At 40.4% G+C, this 23,869-nt stretch carries 17 protein-coding genes; 5 read left to right on the top strand and 12 right to left on the bottom strand.

What is annotated here, in order from left to right; genetic code table 11:
• Positions 1-173: 173 nt before the first annotated feature.
• The 5 genes from MSKOL_RS09945 to MSKOL_RS09925 all read right to left on the bottom strand — a co-directional run bounded on the left by MSKOL_RS09945 (position 174) and on the right by MSKOL_RS09925 (position 7,798).
• Complete coding sequence (locus MSKOL_RS09945) at positions 174-2,882, bottom strand: membrane-associated protein (RefSeq protein WP_231592174.1); 2,709 nt, start codon at positions 2,880-2,882, stop codon at positions 174-176.
• The gene (locus tag MSKOL_RS09940) at positions 2,879-4,837 is read right to left on the bottom strand and encodes a VWA domain-containing protein (RefSeq protein WP_048155770.1); all 1,959 of its coding nucleotides are present in this window, start codon (positions 4,835-4,837) and stop codon (positions 2,879-2,881) included. Before MSKOL_RS09940 ends, MSKOL_RS09945 begins: the two co-directional genes overlap by 4 nt.
• Before the next feature lie 8 nt (positions 4,838-4,845).
• Positions 4,846-5,727 (bottom strand): DUF58 domain-containing protein, encoded by an 882-nt coding sequence (locus MSKOL_RS09935; RefSeq protein ID WP_048155768.1) that lies wholly within the window; start codon positions 5,725-5,727, stop codon positions 4,846-4,848.
• A 180-nt stretch (positions 5,728-5,907) separates the two neighbouring features.
• Positions 5,908-6,927, bottom strand: a complete 1,020-nt coding sequence (locus tag MSKOL_RS09930; RefSeq protein WP_048158281.1) for a MoxR family ATPase — start codon at positions 6,925-6,927, stop codon at positions 5,908-5,910.
• 16 nt (positions 6,928-6,943) lie between these two features.
• The gene (locus MSKOL_RS09925; RefSeq protein ID WP_048155765.1) at positions 6,944-7,798 is read right to left on the bottom strand and encodes a hypothetical protein; all 855 of its coding nucleotides are present in this window, start codon (positions 7,796-7,798) and stop codon (positions 6,944-6,946) included.
• Between the two features lie 796 nt (positions 7,799-8,594).
• Here MSKOL_RS09925 and MSKOL_RS18780 point away from each other — a divergent pair.
• The 3 genes from MSKOL_RS18780 (at position 8,595) to MSKOL_RS09910 (ending at position 14,509) form a co-directional block, all read left to right on the top strand.
• Positions 8,595-10,214 carry a PKD domain-containing protein gene (locus MSKOL_RS18780; protein ID WP_052725407.1) on the top strand — a complete coding sequence of 540 codons (1,620 nt, stop codon included), beginning with the start codon at positions 8,595-8,597 and terminating at the stop codon, positions 10,212-10,214.
• Positions 10,215-10,717: 503 nt separating this feature from the next.
• Positions 10,718-12,262 (top strand): PKD domain-containing protein, encoded by a 1,545-nt coding sequence (locus MSKOL_RS21065; protein WP_052725406.1) that lies wholly within the window; start codon positions 10,718-10,720, stop codon positions 12,260-12,262.
• 726 nt (positions 12,263-12,988) lie between these two features.
• Positions 12,989-14,509 (top strand): aminoacyl-histidine dipeptidase, encoded by a 1,521-nt coding sequence (locus tag MSKOL_RS09910; protein ID WP_048155764.1) that lies wholly within the window; start codon positions 12,989-12,991, stop codon positions 14,507-14,509.
• A gap of 172 nt (positions 14,510-14,681) precedes the next feature.
• Here the strand turns inward: MSKOL_RS09910 and MSKOL_RS09900 are convergent, their stop codons facing one another.
• Complete coding sequence (locus MSKOL_RS09900; RefSeq protein ID WP_231592173.1) at positions 14,682-15,620, bottom strand: cytochrome c biogenesis CcdA family protein; 939 nt, start codon at positions 15,618-15,620, stop codon at positions 14,682-14,684.
• 573 nt (positions 15,621-16,193) lie between these two features.
• On the opposite strand from MSKOL_RS09900, the gene MSKOL_RS09895 reads away from it, so the two are divergent.
• Positions 16,194-17,372, top strand: coding sequence for a nitrous oxide reductase family maturation protein NosD (locus MSKOL_RS09895; RefSeq protein WP_197078751.1), 1,179 nt, complete (start codon positions 16,194-16,196; stop codon positions 17,370-17,372).
• A gap of 369 nt (positions 17,373-17,741) precedes the next feature.
• On the opposite strand, the gene MSKOL_RS09890 is transcribed toward MSKOL_RS09895, so the two are convergent.
• Complete coding sequence (locus tag MSKOL_RS09890) at positions 17,742-18,854, bottom strand: pyridoxal phosphate-dependent aminotransferase (protein WP_048155758.1); 1,113 nt, start codon at positions 18,852-18,854, stop codon at positions 17,742-17,744.
• A gap of 70 nt (positions 18,855-18,924) precedes the next feature.
• Positions 18,925-19,539, bottom strand: a complete 615-nt coding sequence (gene hxlB / locus MSKOL_RS09885; protein ID WP_048120605.1) for a 6-phospho-3-hexuloisomerase — start codon at positions 19,537-19,539, stop codon at positions 18,925-18,927.
• A gap of 256 nt (positions 19,540-19,795) precedes the next feature.
• On the opposite strand from hxlB, the gene tnpA reads away from it, so the two are divergent.
• On the top strand, positions 19,796-20,260 hold the full coding sequence (gene tnpA / locus MSKOL_RS09880; protein ID WP_048155206.1) for an IS200/IS605 family transposase: 465 nt from the start codon (positions 19,796-19,798) through the stop codon (positions 20,258-20,260).
• A gap of 257 nt (positions 20,261-20,517) precedes the next feature.
• Here tnpA and MSKOL_RS09875 read toward each other — a convergent pair whose 3' ends face one another.
• The 4 genes from MSKOL_RS09875 to MSKOL_RS21630 all read right to left on the bottom strand — a co-directional run bounded on the left by MSKOL_RS09875 (position 20,518) and on the right by MSKOL_RS21630 (position 23,464).
• Complete coding sequence (locus MSKOL_RS09875; RefSeq protein ID WP_048120603.1) at positions 20,518-21,030, bottom strand: hypothetical protein; 513 nt, start codon at positions 21,028-21,030, stop codon at positions 20,518-20,520.
• Positions 21,031-21,044: 14 nt separating this feature from the next.
• Complete coding sequence (locus MSKOL_RS09870; protein ID WP_048120601.1) at positions 21,045-21,404, bottom strand: DUF2073 domain-containing protein; 360 nt, start codon at positions 21,402-21,404, stop codon at positions 21,045-21,047.
• Positions 21,405-21,409: 5 nt separating this feature from the next.
• Positions 21,410-22,051 carry an Era-like GTP-binding protein gene (locus tag MSKOL_RS09865; protein WP_048123872.1) on the bottom strand — a complete coding sequence of 214 codons (642 nt, stop codon included), beginning with the start codon at positions 22,049-22,051 and terminating at the stop codon, positions 21,410-21,412.
• Between the two features lie 774 nt (positions 22,052-22,825).
• Positions 22,826-23,464, bottom strand: a complete 639-nt coding sequence (locus MSKOL_RS21630; protein WP_332310011.1) for a phosphate uptake regulator PhoU — start codon at positions 23,462-23,464, stop codon at positions 22,826-22,828.
• Positions 23,465-23,869: the final 405 nt, after the last annotated feature.

Below are 23,869 nucleotides of genomic sequence, written 5' to 3'. Positions count from 1 at the left end.
TCTTGTTTTTTGAAAGATGACGGTCAACTGTTATCGGAATCCATGTTATATTTTGACGGTCCCAGACGATATTAAAAAGTCTCTGAAAGAAAGTTCCAGAATAAAAGAATACAGGTAAAGTAATTGCAGATGAAATTGGCCTTATGCAGATGAAAATCAACCTGGAATACAGCTTACTTCATACGGGTGTTATAGGTGTGATATACCGTATATATCAGATATATGAGAAAGGCAAGCACAAGGATATATTTAGTATACATTATTTTTGCCACGGCTTTCTTTTCGGTACGGGTCATGGAATCGGTTGTTATCCGGGAATAAATATCGGCTGCTGTATAAATTTTTCCGCCGTTTTCGAGCAGGGCTGTTCGGAATAATGGGTTTTCGCCTACATACATATACTCATCAGGGCAGTTCGCAGAGGCAGGTCTCCATGAAATATCTTCGATGCCGAAGCTTTCAGGTATAAATTCCTCAGTATGATTTACGCCAGCAGGCTTTTCGGATATTTTATGGAGTCCAAAGGTGGTTGGGGTGACATATGATTCGTACATATTGTTTCCGAGAGGTGTTATTTCCATAGGCTTTTTGTCAAAATAAAGCTCAGGAATTCCTTCTTCCCTGGTTGTAATAAGGACCCTGCCCTGCTGGTTTATTTTAAGGTCAGGAATTTTTAACTGGAGGCTCTCGTACATCTCGATATCCGCAACTGCCCAGTTCAGGGTTCTTGTAATCACAAGACTGTCGTTTCCGGAGTACAGCGCATGAGCCCAGGGAATTCCATTACCGTATCCATTGTCAGTTGTAATAGCTGCAACCCGGCCAAGGCCAAGTCTCCAGACTGTGATTACGGGTTTTCCCAGCCTGGTTGTTACAAGACGGTTTGCTTCCGGCTTTGGGCTTACTTCATTGTAGCCCAGAAGATCACAGGGAATTTCCGAGATTTCCTTTGTAATGAAATGCCTGGGGTCATAGACAATCAGTGTACCACTGGAATAATCGTCTTCTATCTCCTCAGACTCATCCGATCTCGCAGAAAAACTGACATTTACCCGCTGTCCCGGTTCAATCCTGTTATAATTTTTCGATAAACCGATTTTATTCATCAGGAGGTAAGCGTAATAATTGCCATTGGGATTGACCTGGCGCTCAGTGCTTGGAGAGTGGATATGGACAAAATGGATGCCAATTCCCTCTTCCCGAAGCGAATCCGCACAGCTTACCGCCTGTTCAAACGTTTCATCACCCTCGTATTTATTGCCTATCCCACCATCAGAAACGATTATAATTTCAGCATCTGAACTGCTGTTCTGTCCTCTAAGCAGGCTGCGTGCAGTTAACATTCCCCGTTCAAGTGATGTCGAGTCTCCTGATGGGGTAATTTTGCTGATCTCGCCTTCAAGCCATACTATATTCGATTCTTTGGACATGTCCACAAAACCGTCTGTAATGTCCTGTCCTTTGCTCCCGAATGTGATAACATCCACCCTCGCATCTTTCAGGTGCTCGTTTTCAAGAAGCACAATAGCATTGGAGAGTATGTCATCTAAAACACGCCCTCCAATTTTGTTACTTTGCAGGGTGCTCGGCGAGACATCAAGCATCAGGACAATATTCCTGCCGCCTCTCCAGTTTGAAGGACTGGATGTAACAGGCAGAAGTTCCTCGAATTGCGTATTTTGATATGTATTTTCGGCAGGATAGTCGAAAGAAGCATCTCCGCCGACCACTACCATGCCGCCGCCATTAATGATATACTTCCTGAGGACTTCAACTTCCGAACTTGAAATTGTCGATACTGCCTGATTGTCGATTATAACTGCATCCATGCCGTTAAGAGAATCAGATGAAAGGGAACCAGATGAAAGAGAACCAGATGAAAGGGGATCAGATGAAAGGGAACTAGATGACCGTGCAGTATGTACTTCATAAACCTCATTAAGTATGGCTGCCAGAGGCGAATCAGGTTCATCGGTCACAAAAAGTACTTTCGGTTTTGGCGTGACATATACACCTTTCATGTACTGGTTATTATTTTCAAAATAATCCAGGTCTTTAACGTTTATGCTTGCTGGATGAAGTGTTGCTTTTATCGTATGCGGCCCCAGTGTATCGAATGTGTGGTTGAAATCAAAACTTTCTATCCTCCCGGTCTGGGTAACCTTCTTTTCCATCACCTGCTTACGGTCAACCGTAACTCTCAGCTCATACTTCATTTCATTTTCAGTTGACTTACGGACATGAACCTTGAACGGAGCCTCATTTTCGATTACAAGTTCGTTTTCTCCTTCAATCTCTACGCTGAGGTCTTCTTTAACCGCATCAGGAATAAGTGCAGCTACAGGAAAGCCATTTTTGTAGCAGTAGGAAAGTGCGTCTTCAATTGAAGTACCTGAGTTGCTCTGCCCGTCAGAAACTATAAGCACATAATTTTCAGGTGATGCCTGCTGCAGAATAGCATCCCCAAGTGAAGTCTGCGAGCCTGAAATGCTTGCAACCGTAACAGGAACTTTGCCGCTAAGTTTCTCGAATATATCCTGCGGAACTCCCTTCTGAAGCATTTCCATACTTGCGGTTTCATCCGAAATTATGGTTATCCTGGATTGATTGGTCTTTGGGGAAGTTATCTCTGCGGAATACGGAGCTGCAAGTGCCAGGATCAGGAGGAATGCAACAAGTACATGAAAAAACAGATGTTTTTTACTGGCTTTTTTCCCCAGTCCGAAAAGCAGAAAAACCGCAAGAGGCAGGAGGAGAAGCAACTCGGATTTATATAGAAAACCAAAACTCATAAAATCAAAGCTCATAAAATCAAAGCTCATAAAATCAAAGCTCATAAAATCAAAACTCATAAAATCAAAACTCATAAAATCAAAGCTCATATTATTCTCCTCCTGAACATGAGCACGTTCTCAAGAACAAGAAGGAGCAGAAGGGCGTAAATAAGGTATTTTCGGAGTTTGTCAGGTGATTTCGTATACAGGTCTTCTTTCTGTATATCTTTGCTCTCACCTGTCAGATTTAATCGATTCTCAGTAAAGGTATTTGACTCCGTGGAATCATAGAGGTTAGCTGCAACGGTTTTCTGGTTCAGCTCATAAAGCCCGCATTTATCGTAGTAAACGAATTTATTGCTGATCGTTTCCCCAGGGGTTTTGACTCTGACATTCTGGTCAAACGCCTCGTATCCGCCTGTATTTACATTTGTTTCACTGATGTCTCCGATTCCCCATAAGTATTTGAGAAGCTTTACCCAGAATACCGGATACGTGGGAACCGTAGGGAAATTGTTCCACGCATCATTTCCAGTAGTATCGCTAATCCCCACATAAGTTGCTGTCCCGTTGTTAATCTTCCAGGTACAGACTACAGGCCCTGCTCCTTTGAGTCCGGCAAGCACCAGGGAATTTTCACGCGGAACCGCAGCCAGGTATTTTCGAGTATACACTTCGTTAAATGAAATTCCCTCAAAAACCTTTGTCCCGCTCCCTGCGGTCTCAATCGTATGGCTTGAGTCTTCCTCAATTGAGTTGATCTCTACAGGAAGGACAGGATATAACTCATGCATTTCCGAAGAATTATACAGGCATCCGTTTCCTATAACTATCAGGTTTTTCCCGCTTTGCGCGTAAGAAACGACTTTCTTTATGGTGGAAGCCGGAAGGGGTTTATGCTCACAATCTATGAGAATAGTATCATATTTTTCAATAGTATCATATTTTTCAACACCTGCCAGAAGTTCGTGTGGAAGGTCGTGCTGTACATCGACCGAAAGGCCAGGCATAAGGGACAAGGCCGTAATCACAGGAGATTTGCTTATTGCCGGGTCAAGGTCTGTTGTGTCAGGGTTTATTGTGTCAAGGGTTGTTTCAAGGTCTGTTAATATCAGCATTTGTTTCGGCTTGATTTCAGGGATAGAAATCCAGGCAATATTATCACAGGGTACTGCATCCTTATTGAGAATTTTCACGGTGGATATCCCCTGAGGAATACTGGAAAATTTTATCTGCTGGGTCCCGAATTCCCCAAGCGATACAGGCTCGCTTATTTTTTGGGTGGAAATCAGGCCTGATTTGCTTTCCAGCTGCACATCGAGCTTCACACTTTCATTATTAAAATTTTTGACAGTACAGGTGTACTCATAGGTTCCGTCATTTCGGTCTTTGAGATATCCGCTTATAATTGCATAATTGGAAGCTGCTTTGCCGACCTGCCTGAACTCAAGCTCCATATCTTTCGCCCTGGCGATTTTGATATATGTTTCAGGGGCTTTGCCTGCCCAGTTTTCAAAGTCGGAGATGACTACAATTTTTGCTTTTTGATTTCCCTCGTCGTTTATAATGGTCAGAATAGCTTCAGGAATCTCGCCAGAAGTATCCCTGACTTCCATACTATTGATTAGCTCTTCAGCATCAGTGGCTTCTATCGCTTTTCCAAGTACCACAGGCATGCTTTCGGCAGCGATAATCGTGTTTTCCTTGCCCAGGCTTTCTATTGCTATGGATTTTGCAGCCTCGATTCTGTCAGGCACAGCCATGCTGGCAGACGAATCTATAATAACCACAACTCTTTCCGACTCCTTCGTAAGATTCTCAAGTAGAGGACCTGCAATGGCAAACGCCAGGAGGATCAGTGCAAGTAACTGTAAAAAGAAGAGCGGGTCTGTTATTTTTTTACTGAGCTTACGCCTGGAATCGAATGCATTCCTGCTGATTTTCCGGACAAACATCAAAGAAGGCAGGATTATCAGTTTTGGGCGGGGTTTAAGTAAGTAAACAATAATCAGGGGAATTACACCTGCAAGCGCAGCCAGACCCAGGGGAAATTCATAATCCATAGGCAGAGTCACCCTTTACCTATGACCATGAGCACGGTGTCAATAGGCCGATTATCAATACTGATTTTGAAATAGGGGATCTTGAAATCGTGTGCGATTTTATCCAGCTCAGCCATATGCTTTCCAAATTCGGCTGCATATTCCTTCCTGAATTCCTGACCCACTGAGATGCTGAACTCTTCGTTTGTTTCACTGTCAATAAATTTGACTGTGCCGTCTACGGTTTCAGGCAGGTTGATCTCGGTTTCGTCATAGAGATGTATAAGCACGAGTTCATGCCTGCACAACCTGTGGACAGCATATCGGATAGAGTCAGGATCATCCAGAAAATCTGAAATTACCAGGACCATTGATTTTGACTTTATTCTGGGGTATATGGAATCTGCACAGTCTGCAAGCTTTGTTTTTCCATTGACTGAGATTCGGGAGAGGTTGTCAATGGTCCGAAGAAATTCATCTCTTCCTTTGAGGGCTTTAGTATAATCTACATTCTCTGCAAAGGTTGCAATCATATACTGGTCGTTGTATCGCATTACGATGTAAGAAATTCCTATAGCTACAGTTGATGCGTATTCGAATTTGTTAGGGTTATTTTCAGGAATGAGCATGCTGGTGCTGGCATCAAGCAGTATTACCATGTTCAGGTTTTTGTCCTCTTCGAACCTGCGTATATACAGCTTTTCAGTACGGGCATAGAGGTTCCAGTCAATTTTCTTTAATGAATCCCCCTGATTGTATTTTCTGTGGTCTACAATGTCAAGCCCGGATCCCTTCTTTGTTGAGAGATGGCTGCCTGAATGAATGGCTGCTACTCTGTTCCTGATCGGGAGTGCATACCTGTCGAGCTGAGTCAGGAATGAAATATCTATCTTATGTTTTTTACCGTCCATATCCTGTCTCTGCCTCCAACCAATACTTCCAGCCATTTTCTATTACACTTCCAGCCATACTTATCCCGACTCCCTGCCATTTTCCATTACATCCGACCATATCTACCCCGGCCTCCTAACAGATTTATTTCCTATTTCAGCCGCGCTTATTTCCTATTTCAGCCGTGCTTATCTCCAATTTCAGCCACGATCTCGTTCGTTATACAGTTGTTTTTTATCCTCGAGGATTTTTTGTATAATTTTATCGCTGGTAGTATTGTTCCGTGCAGCTTCAAATGAGAGAATAATCCTGTGGCGAAGGACAGGGAGTACCATAGCGTCTACGTCTTCTTTTTCGACGTATCCCCGGTTGTCAAGAAACGCATTTGCTTTTGCACAGAGAATAAGGGCTATTGAAGCACGCGGGGATGCGCCGGCTTCTATAAGCTCAGGCAGATTTCGGGTCTGGTTTACGATCTCGATTGCGTACCTTTTTAGTTTGTTTGAAATTGGAATTCTCCGGGTGATCTGCTGGAGTTCAAGGAAGGTCTCTTTGTCTATGCACCGTCTGACAGCAGGTCTGAATGCCTCAGCATACCGGTTTACAATTTCAAACTCCTCTTCTTTGTCCGGATATTGCAGCTGGATTTTCAGCAAAAACCTGTCAAGCTGGGCTTCGGGCAGGGCATAGGTTCCTTCCATCTCAATCGGGTTCTGGGTAGCGAGTATAAAAAAGGGTTTGTCAAGCAGATATGTAGTATTTGCCACTGTCACCTGCTTTTCCTGCATAGCCTCAAGCAGCGCAGACTGGGTTTTTGGCGAGGCGCGGTTGATCTCATCAGCAAGGACAATATTTGCAAAAACCGGGCCCTGTTTAAACTTGAAGCGTTTGGAGCCTTTCTCATCATCTTCGATTATGTCGGTGCCTGTTATATCCGCAGGCATGAGGTCAGGAGTACACTGTATCCTGCTGAACTTCATGTTCATAATCTGGGAAATTGTGGATATGGTCAGGGTTTTACCCAGACCGGGGTTGCTTTCTACCAGCACGTGCCCTTCACACAGCATGGCTATAAGGATCTGCCTTATCATTTCTTTCTGGCCGACTATGGCATTGCCTATCTCTTTAAAAATAACCTCGAAAATTTCAGAGGCTTTTTCATATGTTGGTTTTAAATTAAGTTCCGAATCTTCAAGCTGGACTTCCTGTATTTCTCGCATTGGAACTCCTCTTTTTTCAAGATGAGAGCTTTTCAAAGTACTGCTTTATCAGCGGTTCATATTCTTCAGGCAGTTCTTCACTATAGGACTGGCTGTACCTGAATCCTTTTTTAGAGCCGTTTGAGCTTCCATTTAATTCATTTGCGGTCTCTGAATCGACCTGGTTTGTAAATCCAAGTCCCAGGCTCGGGTTGATCTCCATTTCAATCTGTTCTCCGTTTTTTATTATGACAGCCTCTACACCATACTCGGTATCATCAACAGTTTCATTTTCCACATCGCCTGCTGCCTTTCCTGCCGGTAAATCCGGAATTTTCTCTTTCAACTGGCTTGGAGAAATGTCAAAGCTAAAATCTTCAGCTACACAGAAAACAATCAATCCGCTAAATAGCAAAAATATCACAAATGTGCGGAGAATCTGTCTGAGTGGAGCAATTTTTTTGATATCAATGCCGATTAATTCTTTGAGAACATCAAGAAAAAGTTTATTTGTAACTATGTTAAAATTTTGGTTGTTATCGCAGGCCGTACCTAGCTTTGTCCTGAGCCCCGGAAAGTTCCTTTCAAGCAAGCTTATGAGGTTAAATTCCCCTTTTTTCCTGAGTAATTTATCGCAGACAACTGCGAAAAAAGTGATTATAACCGCTCCCACAGCCATTAAAATAATATTGAACCTGTAGGGGTCAATGTAGTTCTGGGTTTTAGAAAATGTCGTCATTCCGGGAAGAAAATAAGCAAACTCGTAGGCATTGAATAAAATCATAAGCAGGAAAAGAAAGGTAAATCTCTCAGCTATTATTAAAAGCCGCAAAAACCCGTAATAGCGCTTCAAATAAGTTTTATATTTTATCAGCACGGGCTCAAAAAACATGTAAATCCTTCCCATTATTGGAATTTCACGCTAAATATATTGTAGATGTTACTAAAATACTTTTCCAATAATTTTTGGCATTTAAAACAATGGAAAGAATCCGATAGATGTAAAAAATCCGAAAAAAGTGATAGTTTGCGGGAGCAGAAGTCCAGATTCCCGGAATAAAAACAGTAAGTGATTCGGTACAGTTTGATTTTACTCAAATAAAATGAATGCACTTGCTTTTTCGGAATTGATCAAAGATTCGCTACTAAAATTAAGTTGGAACTCACTCAAAATTTAACAAAATTGAACTTATGTGTTGCCTGCTATTGTATAAGGTATTAAACTTTCGTAGAGTTTTTAATCTGCGAAATAATTTCAGGATACAATATCCTGATTTTATTTATTAACTCTTTTTAAGTCCATTAGGAATTCTCAGAATTGTTTTCATGATCATGAGCTTGATTGATTATTCAAAATACAAGGCCCAGGAAGCAAATATTAGTTTTGGGATTAACTCTTTAACTGGAAAAACAGCAACAGAAGGCCTTTACCTGTTTTAACAACAAACTGTTAATTAAATTGTATGTTTGGCCTTACATATAAAATAAATATCAACAAAGATATAATAAGTTCAGAAAGTGATTTATATAAGGACAAGCCATCACTATTTATAGATAATGTTGCAGATTTTTTGCTTTTATGAAAAGAAATTTTTACAGCAAACGATCAGCAAAATCAGTACTAGATTTTGAAGAGACCAGTTTACATTAAAAATATTAAAGAAAAGAAAAATAATGGAGTAGGATCAATGAAAATTAACAAAAAGTTGCAATCTGCAGCTTTAATACCAGCAGCTCTGATTTTATTTTTAATTCTCGTTTCATCTGCGGCATCCGCAGATACTGACCAAGGCGTTTCGTCTGCAGGTATATATGCATATATTACAAATGAGTTCAGCAGTACTGTCTCTGTAATTGACACAGCAACAAACACTGTTACAGCCACTGTGCCTGCAGGATACGAACCTGCTGGAGTTGCAGTCAACCCATCTGGGACAAAAGTATATGTGGCGAACTTTTATGTAGAGGACTATGAAAATACCCTTTCACTATCAGTTGACGCGAAATCAAAATCCTCAAAAGTAACAACGGAACAGGTGGAAACTGACGGAGGAACTGTCTCCGTAATTGACACAGCAACAAACACTCTTATAGCCACTGTGCCTGTAGGAAGTTATCCAATTGGAGTTGCAGTCAACCCTGAAGAAACAAAAGTATATGTGGCAAATCGGGGTAGCAGCACTGTTTCTGTAATTGACACAGCTACAAATACTGTTACAGCTACTATACCTGTAGAAAATGCCAATGGAATTGCAGTCACACCGGATGGAAAAAAGGTATATGTAACGAACCTTGACACTGGCACTGTCTCTGTAATTGATGTAGCTACAAACACTGTTACGGCTACGATAAATGTGGGAGACACTCCTTTTGGAATTGCAGTTGCTCCAGATGGAACAAAGGCATATGTGACGAATGCCGGCTACACTGTCTCTGTAATTGACACAGCAACAAACACTGTCACAGCCACCGTGCCTGTAGGAGAATGGCCTTTAGGAGTTGCAGTTAGTCCAGATGGAAAAAAGGTATATGTGGCAAATGAAGAAAGCAACATCATTTCTGTAATTGATACAGCAACAAACACCGTTATAGCTACGGTGGAGGTAGGCGATCATCCTTTTGGAGTTTCAGTCACACCGGATGGAACAAAGATATATGCGGCGAACTATTACAGCAACACTATATCTGTAATTGACGCAGCAACTAATACTGTTACAGCCACCGTGCCTGTAGGAAATGGTCCGGTTGCTTTCGGGCAGTTTATAGGTCCTATCTCACTGGCTCCTTTCACAAACTTTTCTGCAGCACCCACCGAAGGAAAAGCACCATTAACGGTTGCATTTACTGACAAAAGCATAAGCTCCCCGACTAAATGGAAATGGGATTTCGGAGACGGAACAACTTCAACCAAGCAGAATCCAACGCATAAGTATTCCAAAGTAGGAAGTTATACTGTTAAACTTACAGCAACAAATGCTAAAGGCAGTAACACGGCAACAAAAACAAATTATATAAAAGTAGTAACAAAACCGGTTGCTTCATTCTCTGCGACACCTACCTCCGGAAAAGCACCATTAGCCGTTAAATTTACTGACAAAAGTACAGGAATACCGACCAAATGGAAATGGATTTTTGGAGACGGAACAATTTCAAGGGAACAGAATCCAGAACATGAGTATTTACAGGAAGGAAAATATAAGGTTACACTTACAGTAAGCAATGTGGCAGGTGGCAGTACTGTAACTAAAACAAATTACATAACAGTGACAACAAATACCAGACCTGGCATATATGCTGAAAATAAATAAATTATAAATTGAAACGATAAAAAGATCAAGGCTAAAGGGTATGTATGATCATCAATCAGATATGACAAAACCAACCCTTTTAGCCTTAGTTTATATTCTCCTCTTTTCGATTTTGAGTGATTGGTCTTTCTTTTAATTTATTAACTCTTTGTAAGTGTTTGAAATTCTCAATTAGTACTTATGATTGAAGTGTTCTTAACTCGTATCTACAATTCAGCTGAAAAACAGCAACAAAAAGCCTTCAACTGTTTTAATAATGAAATGTTAATTAAATTGCGTACTTCGTTTCAACAAATCAAATAATTAATAATATAAATATAATAATTTTGGAAAGTGCTTTATATAAAGGACAAGATATAAGTTTTTTAATAAATTTTGTAAATTTATACACTATTGTAAAGAGATTTTTGCAATAGACTACTAACGAAATCAATGCTATATTTTGAAGAAACAATTGCGGCATGAAAAATGTTAGAATAACGAAGAATGGAGGAGTAGGATAAATGAAAACTAACAAAAAATTGCAATCAGCCGCCTTAGCATCAGCAGTTCTGATTTTATGTTTAATTTTTGTTTCATCTGCGGCATCCGCAACTACTGAGCAAGGCGCTTCGTCTGCAGGGACGTATGCATATATTACGAACAGTGGGGATAACACTGTCTCTGTAATTGACACAGCAACAAACACTGTTACAACCATTGTACCTGTAGAAGGAGGTCCTTATGGAAATGCAGTTAGCCCGGATGGAACAAAGATATGGGTAGCGAACTTCGACAGTGATACTGTCTCTGTAATTGACGCAGCTACTAATACTGTTACAGCCAGTATACCTGTAGGGTCCAATCCGTGGGGAGTTGCTGTTAACCCGGATGGAACAAAGGTATATGTGGGGAACTTCGACAGTAACACTGTCTCTGTAATTGACGCAGCTACAAATACTGTCACAGCCACGGTGCCTGTAGGGAGTTATCCACAGGGAATTGCAGTCAACCAGGACGGAGCAAAGGTATATGTGGCAAACAGGGGCAGCAACACTGTTTCTGTAATTGATGCCGAAACCAATACTGTTATAGCTACGGTAGATGTAGGAAATGGACCTTCGGGAGTTGCAGTTAGCCCGGATGGAAAAAAGGTATATGTGGCGAACTCCGACTATGATGGGACTGTCTCTGTAATTGACACAGCAACAGACACTGTTACAGCTACTGTGCCTGCAGGAGGATGGTCTTTTGGGATTGCAGTTAGTCCAGATGGAACAAAGGTATATGTGACGAACTCCGACTATAGTGGAAAGCTCTCTGTAATTGACGCAGCTACAAATACTGTTACAGCCACTGTTCCTGTAGGGTGCACTCCTTGTGGAGTTGCAGTCACACCGGATGGAACAAAGGTATATGTGGTGAATCAGTGGGATAGTACTATCTCTGTAATTGACGCAGCAACCAATACTGTTATAGCTACTGTTCCTGTAGGAAGCAATCCATCTGCTTTCGGGCTGTTTATAGGTCATCTCTCACTAGCTCCTGTAGCAAACTTTTCTGCCAATCCTACTGAAGGAAAAGCTCCGTTAACTGTTTCTTTTACTGACACTAGCACAGGAGATCCGACTAAATGGAAATGGGATTTTGGAGACGGAACAACTTCAACCAGGCAGAATCCAACGCATAAGTATTCCAAAGTAGGGAGTTATACTGTTAAACTTACAGCAACAAATGATAAAGGCAGTAACACAGCAACAAAAACAGGCTATATAAATGTGGTAACAAAACCTGTTGCTTCATTCTCTGCAACACCTACCTCAGGAAAAGCACCATTAGCCGTTAAATTTACTGATAAAAGTACAGGAATACCGACCAAGTGGAAATGGAGTTTTGGAGACGGGACAATTTCAAGGGAACAGAATCCAGAACATGAGTATTTACAGGAAGGAAAATATAAGGTTACACTTACAGTAAGCAATGTGGCAGGCGGCAGTACTGTAACGAAGACAAATTACATAACAGTGACAACAAATACCAGACCTGGAATATACGCTGAAAATCAATAAACCTTAAATAAAAATGAGAAAAAAGTAAAAACTAAAGGATCGTGAGGATCATCGATCAAATCTGGATAAAAATGGTGAAAGTAATTTTATTCAGATTTGAGAATTACCTTTTTATATAAATTTTGAAACTGACTCCCAATCCAGTTCCTTATCTGATTTTACGCAATAATCCAGTTCTTTAACTGATTTTAAGCAAACTTAAAACGTCTATCGCCTTATCTCATTTTTGTTGTTTACATTTTTGTATCGAAACATTGGTATTACTATGTTATACTCATCAGGTCTTAGAATTTTGAATTTTTGCCTTAAATTACAAAGCAATAAATCACATAATCCTGAAAACTCGAACTGAATATATAATTTGGGTATATTATGCAAACTTATTCAAACTACATGACAGTTTTCAATAAATTATAAAAATATGTGAATCCGTAAACTAAACAAATAACACTTTAATAGCAACCTAATAATAACTCTGATAACATCAATAACTCCTAAAGACAACCCTAGAAATTACCCTAGAAATTATCCTAGAAATTACCCTAGAAATTATCCTAGAAATTACCCTAGAAATTACCCTAGAAATTATCCTAGAAATTACCCTAGAAATTACCCTAGAAATTACCCTAGAAATTACCCTAGAAATTACCCTGGAAATTACCTTGGAAATTACCCTAGAAATTACCCTAAAAATAACTCATGTAAAAAAATAAAAAATTGATTCCTATGCACCCCAAAACTCAACAGATCCTCGAAGTCTTCCAAGAAATCAATAAAATCCCGAGACGTTCAAAGCATGAAGAACAGATTTCAATCTGGCTGCAGGAATGGGGCCGGTCCAGAGGTTTTGAGGTAAAAGCCGATTCCTTAAATAATGTGCTTATCAAAGCCCCTGCAACGGTTGGATTTGAGAATTCTCCCACACTTATTCTGCAGGGGCATATGGATATGGTCTGCGAGAAATGTAAGGATTCCGGGCACGATTTTTCCAGAGACCCTATAAGAAGCATTTGCGACGGAGATTGGATGCGAGGAGATGGGACTTCCATAGGTGCGGACGATGGGATTGCCCTTGCACTTGCACTGGTACTGGCAGAAGCGGGGAAGAACGGAGAAATCGGGCATCCACAACTTGAGCTGCTTTTTACGGTGGACGAGGAAACAGGCTTGACAGGAGCGAGAGGACTTGAGACTGGCTTTTTTGAAGGAAAAAGGCTTCTGAACCTTGACTCCGAGGATGAAGGCGTTTTTGTAATAGGGTGTGCAGGCGGGCAGAATTCGCTGATCACACTTCCTGTTGAGTGGGAAAAACCTGACTTTAAAAGAGAAAATTTATTCAAATTTTTCAGACTCTCGGTTGAGGGACTGGAAGGCGGTCATTCCGGGGTTGAAATCAACAAACAGCGCGCAAACGGGATACAGTTGCTCTTTCTGGCATTGGCCAAACTAAGGGAAAAGCTTGGGGCAGAAAATGTAAGGCTTGTCCTGCTTAACGGTGGCAGTGTCCATAATGCAATTCCCAGTACTGCAGAAGCCTTTATTGTACTCCACAGGGAAAAACTCGAAAAAGCCGACGAAACCATATCATATCTCAGGCATGCATTTAAAGCTGAATATGCAAAAACTGATCCTGGACTTATTTTGAATCTTGAGGAAATTAGCAGAGAAATAATCTTTGAAGTTGCAGACGATAAGGTCCCCAGAGGGGAAGTATCTCATGTTCGGGTTTTTTCGCCAGAGACTGAAGACAAACTTATAAAAATGATCCTGGGGCTGCCGCATGGAGTTTATAGGATGTCGGACGTTATTCAGGGGCTTGTTGAAACCTCTAATAATCTTGCAACAGTGCGGACGGCTGGAAACAAAGTAATGATTGTATCAAGCCAGCGCAGTTCAAACAATCCCAGGCTGGCTGAAATTAGCGGAAAAGTGGAAGCAGTTGCAAAGCTTGCAGGCGCATGGGTTGAACATGAGCCCGGATATCCTGCCTGGGAGCCCGACCTGAAATCCGAACTGCTCTTGAAATGCAAGCAAGTTTATACCGAAACATTTGGGAAAGAGCCTGAGATTGAAGTGATTCACGCAGGGCTTGAGTGCGGAATAATAGGTTCGGCGTATGAAGGTATGGAAATGATTTCATTTGGGCCTACTATCAAAGATGCACATTCTCCTTCGGAAAGAATCTTCATTCCTTCGATTGAGAAAGTCTGGATATTCCTGGAAAACCTGTTTAAAACTTATTGCTGAAAAAGGCTTCTTATTCAGTTGCTTCTTATTCAGTTGCTTCTTATTCAGTTGCTTCTTATTCAGTAGCTTCTTATTCAGTGGAAGCAAGTGACAAACTGTATTTGAGAATCAAGCCTTTTAAAAAGCTGCTTGAGCAAAAACCCCGGCAACATGGCCGGCGTGGTCAAGCTAGTTAAATTACTCCAAGCTGCATGAGCCAGGCGACGGATATCAGTATGATTCCTGTCGTCAGCCTTATTTCCACTCTCCATCTTTCCCTGAATTCGGTGACTTTATTCGGGCTGAGTCCGAAAGCAAGTAGGAGACCAAGAGCTATTACGGGAATCAGAAGCCCTATATGGTAAATGCCAATGTATAACGTTCCTTTGACAATGTCGGTTTTTGTTGCCAGGATGCTAAGGAGTGAGAGAAAAATCGCTCCTACGCAGGGTGCTTTGACCAGAGAAAACATACTTCCTGAAAGGAAGGACAGCGACACAAGGCTGTTCTGGTCCATTTTGCCCATAAAGTTTTTTAATGGTTTGGGAGTCCGGAAAGTGGTTCTCGCATGCTTTTTCAGCCAGTAGCCATCAAAAATATGCCAGAAGCCGAGCAGGGCAATTATCAGAATTGAAGCTCCTATGAAACTTTCCTGGATTTCAGGCAGGAAATTAACAACACTGAGGATGCTCATTCCAGCAATCATATACATGGCAAAGATTCCTGCCGAAAAACCAAGTGTGATTTTGAGCATGTCCTCTCTTTTTCCATGCTTGACAAGGGTAACTGAAGCAAGAAAAGCCATTACCGCAAGGAGGCAGGGATTAAAACCCGCAAGAATGCCTGCTGCCAGAAGTAAGAAGGGGCTGATTTTTTCAAGGTGCTTGTTTTTTCCGTCTCGAGTCCCTGTCATGGGGAGCGAAAGACTCTCGGCAAGAAGTGTAGAAGGTATCTGGGTTTCCGTCAGAAAAAAACTGGCTGTGCTTATATACATTTCATAAAAACCACTTGTCAACCGGCCTCCCGATACCGTTGCTGAAGCGATGGACGCAGGAGTCAGCAACAAAAAAATGCAGACCAGCGCAAAAATTCCTTTGTGTACAAACAACTTAGGCACATTTTTCTTGTTCATATATTTTTCCAGAACTATTTTATTAAGTGATTTTAAACATCCGGGACCAATAGACACATAATCTCTACTGAAATTCAGATTTTTACTTGTTTTAAGGTCTTTTCTTATGGAAGGAGAGACCTGTATATCCAGATCGAGTTTTCATTCTTTAATTTTCCTCTTTTATAGTAAAAAAATTATGTATTGATAACAATTATTTCTTTCGATTTTACTAATCAGTGTTCATACTTTTAGTTTTAATTTGTGTATCTGTATATTAATTTTGTTGAGATATTATCTATTTATAATAGTCTATCTGAGCTAACCAGGATTAAATATAAATTAAAACTCTTCTAATTAAATTATGAGTTTAGTATATTCTAATAGGTTCTAGCTTTGAAACGGCTGAGACACACTTACCACACTTACCACGCAGGATGATATAATCCAGAATTAATCAAGAATTAATCAAGAATTAAGTGACTTTTCCCGGCAAAAAAGTATAGGAAAGCTATGAAAGTTCAACGGAGTAATACCATTCCAAAAAAGACCTTTATCAACGGATTAACCATAAATCAACTAAAAGAGGTATACATGAAAAAAGTACCTGTTTTTTTAATAGTGTTTTTCGTAGTGGCAAATATTTCAGGTGCATCAGCAGATACAATCACAGTAGGCACTGATAGTGAAGGAGCAGATTACGCTAGTATACAGGATGCTATCAAGAATGCAACTGCTGGCGATACAGTTCTTGTTTTTCCGGGAAACTATACGGAAAATGTATATGTTGACAAAGAATTAATAATCAGTTCTCTTTCTGGGAATCCGCTTGATACGGTTGTTAAGGCTGCTAACTCTAAAAATGATGTTTTTACTATTGTGTCAGATAACGTAACTATTCGCGGGTTTAGCATAACAGGCGCTGGAATAGATCAATACGGAGATGATAAAGCCGGGATTTATTTTGAAGGGGCCAATAACGGTATCATAACGGAAAATAATGTCTATTCAAATGGTTATGGCATTTTTCTACATGACTCGTACAACAATACACTTACAGATAATAGTGCATATATGAGTGGCATCGGCGGCATTTTTTTGTGGAATTCCAGCTATAACAGGCTGTACAATAATTACATAAACACAACTAATCATGAGGGTATATATCTATATGAATTAAGCAATAATAATGAGTTGAATAATAACACTGTGAATTTTACATATTCCGGAAGTGGGATTGCTCTATCTTTATCTGATAATAATAATCTTACCAGTAATACAGTATTAAATAGCAATTCAGGAGTTTTACTTACCGGATCAAAACTGAATTCTCTCATTAATAATGTAGCAAATTCAAATAACTGGAATGGTATAGATTTTCAAGAAAGTAACAGTAATACCCTGTGCAATAATACTGCAAATTTTAACAAGAATAATGGAATTTTCTTGATAAAATCAAACAACAACAGGTTAGATTACAATAATGCCTCAAATAATTCATATCACGGCATAAATCTAAATAATTCCAGCACGGGCAACATATTGACTGGCAATATCGCAGATTCGAATGGTAAAAAGAATATTCACGTTGCGGATCCAGAAAATAATATGATAAACGCTGTTTTGCCTCAAGAAAGCGACTCAGCTCAAGGAAGCGACTCAGCTCAAGAAAGCGACTCAGCTCAAGAACTGTTATTCCAGAGTCATATACCATCACTTCTAGCGGTAATAATTGCAGGTTTAATTATATCATGGAAAACGCGTAAACATTAAGTGTAAACTAAAGCGATCATTCACGGTAACCATTATATAATTTAAGTTTAGGGAAAACTAAAACGCACCAAAAAAACAGCCGGAAAAGAAAAAGACAGCAGAAACATGGGAAGAAGAGAAAGATATAGAAAGAAAAATCCTAGAAAAATATTCTTTTTATCTGAAAGTTATCTGAAAGTTATCTGAAAGTTATCTGAAAGTTGTCTGAAAGTTATCTGAAAATTATCTGAAAGTTGTCTGAAAGTTATCTGAAAATTATCTGAAGGTTATCTGAAGATTCTCCAAATTATTGAAGATTCTTCAGATTATTTCCACTATTCCTTAAGCTATCCTCTCCGAATATTTTATTAGAGCAGTATCTCTAAATTCTCAGAGTACTTTTTCCATGATGCTCAAGGCTTTTTCGATATCTTTCATTGAAGCCGCGTAGGAAATTCTAATATGTCCGTCCCCTTCACTTCCGAAGGCTGTGCCTGGAGTAACAATAACGCCGTTTGAGATAAATTTCGAGGCGACCTCTGCGGAATTCTGGACTTTCGGGAAAGCGTAGAAAGCTCCTTTTGGAAGAGCACATTCCATTCCTAGATCATTCAGCCCTTTTACAAGCACGTCCCTGCGCTTTCTGAACTCTTCTCGCATGGCTTTGATAGAGTCTTTGGGTCCTGTCACCGCGGCATAAGCGGCTTTCTGAGCGATTGAGTTAGCGCAGGCCTGGAAGTACTGGTGCACCTTAAGCATCTGGCTTATGTAGTCTTTTCTGGCTGCCACGTACCCTAGTCTCCATCCGGTCATTGCATAGCTCTTTGAGGTCGCATTTACAGTAATCACATTGTCCGAATAGCTGGCAGGGCTTACGTGTTCTCCTTCGTAAACGAAGTACTCATAGACTTCATCGGAAATAATGGTTATATTGTGGTCGTCTGCAATCTCGGCCAGGGCTTTTATATCTGCCCTGCTTGCAACTGTGCCTGTGGGATTTGAAGGAGAATTAAGAACGATGACTCGAGTTTTCGGAGTGATTTTCTCAAGCACGGCTTCAGGCTTCATGGTAAGGTCTTCGGCAAGGGGAACACCTACGGCTTTTCCACTCAGGATTTCGGTCAGCGCATTGTAGGAAACGAAGCCAGGGTTTGAAATAAGGACTTCATCCCCATGGTTTAAAAGAGCTGCAAGGGCAATTGCAAGAGCTTCTGATGCTCCAGAAGTTACAATTATTTCCTCAGGGGAAACCGAGAACTCGTTCTCTTCCTTGAACTTGGAACTCAGGGCCGCTCTTAACTCCGGAATTCCCGGACCAACCGTATAACCCGTAAAGCCTTCGTTTATAGCTTTTATTGCCGCGGCCTTTATATGCTCTGGAGTGTCAAAATCAGGCTGCCCCAGCCCGAGGTTAATAGCGTCCGAGCCCGCGGCTTCAAAAATCTTCCTGATACCTGAGGTATCTATTCGGGCTACGTTCTCTGAAAACTTTATTTCCTTCAAATTAGGCTCTCCTGTATCCCTATAAATTAATTATTTTTAGATTTACCTTCTGCTTTCTGGCGATTAGCTTTCATTCGATATTCGTATGTCTCGACTTCAGTTCGGCTTCAGAGGCACCTGTAAGCGTAATAAGCTGAGAGATTATCGAATCAAGGAAAATAAGCGATGTAATTTCGAAAGATGTACCCAGCGGAGGCATGGTTTTGTAACCTCCCCGCATGTTTCTTTCAAGGTAGCCGCCTGCGTCAGGGTCATTTTTAGTCTTGCTTGGAAGGATCATAGCAACATCTGAGATTCTACCTAATGTAGATTCTTTTTTAGATGTAACCGTTATGAGAGTTGAGCCAATGTCTTTTACTATTTTTCCGAGATCCGCTATAGAGTGTGTTTCTCCTGACCCTGAAATAGCAATCACTACATCCTCTGGCCGGACAGCAGGCGTTGTAGTTTCACCAACCACATACACGCTGAATCCCAGGTGCATAAGCCTCATTGCAAAAGCTTTGGCAACAAGCCCGGACCTTCCAGCCCCCATCAAAAAGATTCTTTCGCCTTCCAGAATTTTCTGAATCATCGATTTTATTGCTTTTCTGTCAAGTTTATCGATTATTTCACTTAGGTTTACTGAAATCATTCTCATTGATAATAGTACGTCTTCGCAGTCGTTTACCTGAACTTTTTCCATATGAGTTCTCCGAAAAACATTGAGTTAAGTGCCTGGTTAAATGCTTAATTCTATAATAATTAATTGATTAAATTTTATTACTACGGGAGTGCAGAGGGTCACGAATACCCCGTCCTTTAGGTCGGGGATGAAGTGGACCCTCGCCTCTTCGCTTTTCACTTTAAATCTCTAAATCCTTATTTTTTTGTAAAATAAGCTTTTTTTGGCACCATAGCCACAGATGGTGCCAGCCATCTATGGCTAGGATGTGATATTAGTGGAATTACACAGTTTTAGCCATGGCTATGGTCAGATTACTTACCACATCGTGTTGGTGCCTAAGTATCGATACAGTATATTCTACAATAAGCGAATTAAAAAGGATTGCGAGTTAATTCTCATTAACATTTGCGCTAAAAATGGCTACAAAATACACGCAATGGAAGTAGTAGACAATCATGTTCACTTGTTTCTAGAGTTCCATCCAAGTAATTCTCTATCAGAGGTAATTCAATATTTAAAAGGAGGCAGTTCTTACAGACTATTTAAGCTCCATCCTGATCTTAAAAAACAATATTGGGGTGGAAGTCTATGGTCAAATGGCAAATTCTATCGATCCGTTGGAAACGTAACTGCTGATACGATCAAGCATTACATTAAAGAATCGCAAGGAAAACCGAGTGAAGAGTCTCAATTGCATAGGTTCGTGAGATCCGAGCAAAGAAGACTTGATGATTTCTAACTACCAGAACAACCGGGCGGGCGGCCCATCAGCATACCCCATCCTTTAGGTTGGGGTGGCCGCACGCAATTTGATTTACCTGCTTATTGTTAATGATATTTATCTGTCTCTGTTAATAATAGTTACCTGCCTGTGTTAATGATAAAAACTCCCCTGAAATACTTTTACCAAAACCCTTCTTTAAATTTACAGTCAGATTTCAGAGCAAGTTTCGGAAGCTTTCTTTCCACCTTGCCGCAATGCAAGCAGTTCAGGTATTACCTGCTTGTTTGCGACTCAGTTTTATAATTAATAGTTTTCAGTTCCCAGTTTTCAATATTATTTTTAAATTCGTGATAGAGTCTCTGGATATCACAGTCATTCCCATTCCAATAAAAGTCTTTACGTGTTTCTCCTTTCTGGAGCTCTTCAAGTATAAATTTTGATAAGTGAAAAAGGGCTTTTTTATTGGAAAAAGGAATACTATAATTTACGCGATAACCACCGGCCGTTTTTCCGTAGGACACGAGTGTGTACCCTTTACTCTCATATTCTGTAATATCATCAAAACTGCAGACAATTTCAAACTCATGAACCGTAGACTGGTCAACTTTTGAAATTCCGATTAGTATCTGCGCTATAATATAATCAGGAACTTTCCGTCCAAACCATACGGCAATTTTCCCGTAAGTACAGACTAAGTTAACATCATTCCTGCCCATCTCAAAGGAACCTAGAGACTGGGGAGGGTATATTATAGCTTCCTCGTCTTGGGTCTTTTGGGCACACATTGCTTCCACTTCGTTTACTTACTTGCAGAGACAAGTGCACTTATGAGATTCCGATCTTTTTTAAGGGTTTTTAGCTGGTTTGCAGGCCCTATTACCGTAAGTCTCTTATTGCTCTGCTTTTTGAAAATTTTACCAAGTAATGAACCATCCGTATTTGCAGGATAGCTCTGCATCTCTATGCCCGAAAAAACATCAGGCTGGATCGCTGACATTGTCATTTCTATAAGCTTTGCTTCCTCCATCGGGTTCAGGCCCTTTTCAAGCACAAGAATTTTACCTTTTCGTACCTCATCGATTATGTATCGGACTTTTTCCATTGAAGCCATCTGAGAGATTCTGGCTTCGGATATCAAATCAAGCTGAATTCCCTGCATGTAGATCACCCGAACTGTTTTGCCAGAGCTTCATAAAACGAGTCCATTCCCACTCCTTCAAGAGCAGAAACTGGCACCATAGGATGCTGGGGGAAAGCTTCCTTTATGACAGCTGGATCGGCATCAGGAAGGTCTACCTTGTTTGCTACTATGAGGAGCGGAAGGTTTCTGGCTTCCATATTCCCTATTACTGTTACGTTGACCTGAGTATAGGGATTTTCGGTGGAATCCATAACAAGTATGACACCATCAAGGTCATCCAGCCATTTGACAGCTTCGATTACGCCTTCTGTTGCTTCTTTGGACCGTTTCTTGGATTCGGAGTCACTCATTCCCTGCTCCATGAAGTCATGGAAATCGATTTTTGTGGCAAGCCCGGGCGTATCTACAATATCAAGGCTGATTGTATGTCCATTGGACTCAATACTTACTGCGTTCCTTCTCTTGGCATGCCGGGTTTCGTGAGCGATATGAGAAACAGAACCCATTGTTTCTTCGGCTCCGACCCAATCTTTGAGGATCCGGTTGCTAAGGGTCGTCTTACCGGCATTGGGGGGGCCGTAGATTCCTATGCATGCTCCTTTTTTCTTGAACAGTTTATTGAACATTTTTGAAAAGCTTACCTTAAATCGTTCTAACATATTCATAGCTTCCCTCCTTGGGAAAAGCATAGTACCTAAGGATTTCTCGGATTGCTTTCCTTTACGCATTGGTACTTAAATTTTTAATCTATTGATCCATGCACTTAAGTAACTTCTATTTATCGTACTGAGGGGATTGGGGGAAATTGTAGATATTTTTCTTCTCCAGTATGCCTGGGAATAAATAGGAAATTCAAGACCCTTTCTACGGTAGAATAGAAAGTGCCTCAGTGGAAATAACACCAGAATATAAATTGCTTTCTATCGCCTGATTCCCTCACCACATTAATAAAAAAGCTTTTTATCCAGAGATAAAAAACTTGTTATCCAGAAGACTTTGAGCTCTCACGAACTCTTTTTGTTAGTACTAAATTTTTATATGTGCAGTGATGTTCTGCACTTTCCTTTATATTTTTTCCGATTTTTATTCATTCAACCTTAAAAATATAAATCGTTTTTATGAGAATATTTTTTCTAGTGTCTTTCTCACTTAATTCTTTTTATAATTTTTACAGCTCATTTTTCCTCTATATATTTCAATATATCTTTTAGAAACTCTGAGATCGTTTTATAAATTCAAATATATTTTTTGAGCAACTCAGAGCATTGAAAGCTAAGCCTATTATTTCGATTTCAGACCTTAGTTATATATTTAACTTTTTTATTACTTTTGAGAGCTTTTACCTGGAAACACATAGAAATTTTACCTGGAAATATCTATTATTTACCTTTACATTTTCAAGTTGGAAAGAGTTTCTGATTTCTCAGATAGGATTTTGCTTATCTATCCCGAATTGCCATGTTTATAGCAATTTCGGCTATATTGGAGCTAAGGTCCCCTATTCTGGATAAACTGTCTACGACTGTCCCGAGTGAAATCATAATCTCATTGGATTCCAATTTCAGAATAGATTCATGCAGTTCTTCTACCCATGCGCGCATGTTGTCAACGTTGTCTATTACCTGATTTGCAAGAGAAGTATTCGCTTCAAATAGGGCCTCAACTGACTGTTTTACAAGTTCCATATAAGCAGCATTGAGTTTATCGACTTCTTCCATCACCTTATCATCAACGATCTCTTGCATCTTTGAGGCGGTATTTGCTATTTTCTGTGCGTGGTCGGCTATCCTTTCTATCGGGCTTGCCGCCATTCTGAACTCATGGTATTCCTCTATACCTGTTTCTGTAGTGCCCGGCATTCCTCCTTCACAGAGAATCGAGCGAAACTGCTTGGAGATCAGGAGATATAACCTGTCAACCTCGTCATCTCTCTGACTTACGTCAAGTGCAAGGTCATAATCAATAGTTTTAAAGGCTCTTACCGCATCCTTTTGCATGGACGCCGCAATAAGGAACATCCTCTGTACACTTTTTTTGATCGGAAGTTCATTCGGGTTAAGGAGATCCTGGATAATCACGCAGTTTGAGGTTTCTTCAATAATTTCAGGACCTATGAGTTTGTAGCATACCTTCCTAATTGTTTGCTTCTGTTCGACGAGTATCCTTTCCGAGAAAAGTTCAATCCTGTCATATCCATGGAGATATGCAGCGATAATATCTCGCTCAAGTGCTTTTGCTCCACAGCCTGTAACATCAATTTTTTTTGTTTTGATTGACCGCTCTTCAAGAATGGGATTTATCAGTAATTTTCCGTCAGGCTGGGGTTGAATGGAGACTCTAGTGCCTGTTTTGATCCCAACTTTTTCAGCCCATTGTTTAGGGAGAGAAATAATGTAAGTAGATCCGCCTGTCTGCTGTACTTTCCTGGTTTCGATAATAATTCCCCGTTTTTGATTAAATCTGCTAGACCTGGAATTAGAAAT

The organism is Methanosarcina sp. Kolksee, assembly GCF_000969945.1.
GTDB lineage: Archaea > Halobacteriota > Methanosarcinia > Methanosarcinales > Methanosarcinaceae > Methanosarcina > Methanosarcina vacuolata.
The sequence above is the reverse complement of the archived record's forward strand: the minus strand, read 5'-3'. Positions and strand labels throughout refer to the sequence as shown.

Coding starts and splice junctions, on each gene's coding strand:
- MSKOL_RS09875 (WP_048120603.1), bottom strand. CDS start 21,030: ATGTGTGCCCAAAAGACCCAAGACGAGGAAGCTATAATATACCCTCCC.
- MSKOL_RS09935 (WP_048155768.1), bottom strand. CDS start 5,727: ATGGACGGTAAAAAACATAAGATAGATATTTCATTCCTGACTCAGCTC.
- MSKOL_RS09900 (WP_231592173.1), bottom strand. CDS start 15,620: ATGAACAAGAAAAATGTGCCTAAGTTGTTTGTACACAAAGGAATTTTT.
- MSKOL_RS09870 (WP_048120601.1), bottom strand. CDS start 21,404: ATGCAGGGAATTCAGCTTGATTTGATATCCGAAGCCAGAATCTCTCAG.
- MSKOL_RS09910 (WP_048155764.1), top strand. CDS start 12,989: ATGCACCCCAAAACTCAACAGATCCTCGAAGTCTTCCAAGAAATCAAT.
- MSKOL_RS09930 (WP_048158281.1), bottom strand. CDS start 6,927: ATGCGAGAAATACAGGAAGTCCAGCTTGAAGATTCGGAACTTAATTTA.
- MSKOL_RS21065 (WP_052725406.1), top strand. CDS start 10,718: ATGAAAACTAACAAAAAATTGCAATCAGCCGCCTTAGCATCAGCAGTT.
- MSKOL_RS18780 (WP_052725407.1), top strand. CDS start 8,595: ATGAAAATTAACAAAAAGTTGCAATCTGCAGCTTTAATACCAGCAGCT.
- hxlB (WP_048120605.1), bottom strand. CDS start 19,539: ATGGAAAAAGTTCAGGTAAACGACTGCGAAGACGTACTATTATCAATG.
- MSKOL_RS09865 (WP_048123872.1), bottom strand. CDS start 22,051: ATGAATATGTTAGAACGATTTAAGGTAAGCTTTTCAAAAATGTTCAAT.
- MSKOL_RS09895 (WP_197078751.1), top strand. CDS start 16,194: ATGAAAAAAGTACCTGTTTTTTTAATAGTGTTTTTCGTAGTGGCAAAT.
- MSKOL_RS09945 (WP_231592174.1), bottom strand. CDS start 2,882: ATGAGCTTTGATTTTATGAGTTTTGATTTTATGAGTTTTGATTTTATG.
- MSKOL_RS09940 (WP_048155770.1), bottom strand. CDS start 4,837: ATGGATTATGAATTTCCCCTGGGTCTGGCTGCGCTTGCAGGTGTAATT.
- MSKOL_RS09925 (WP_048155765.1), bottom strand. CDS start 7,798: ATGTTTTTTGAGCCCGTGCTGATAAAATATAAAACTTATTTGAAGCGC.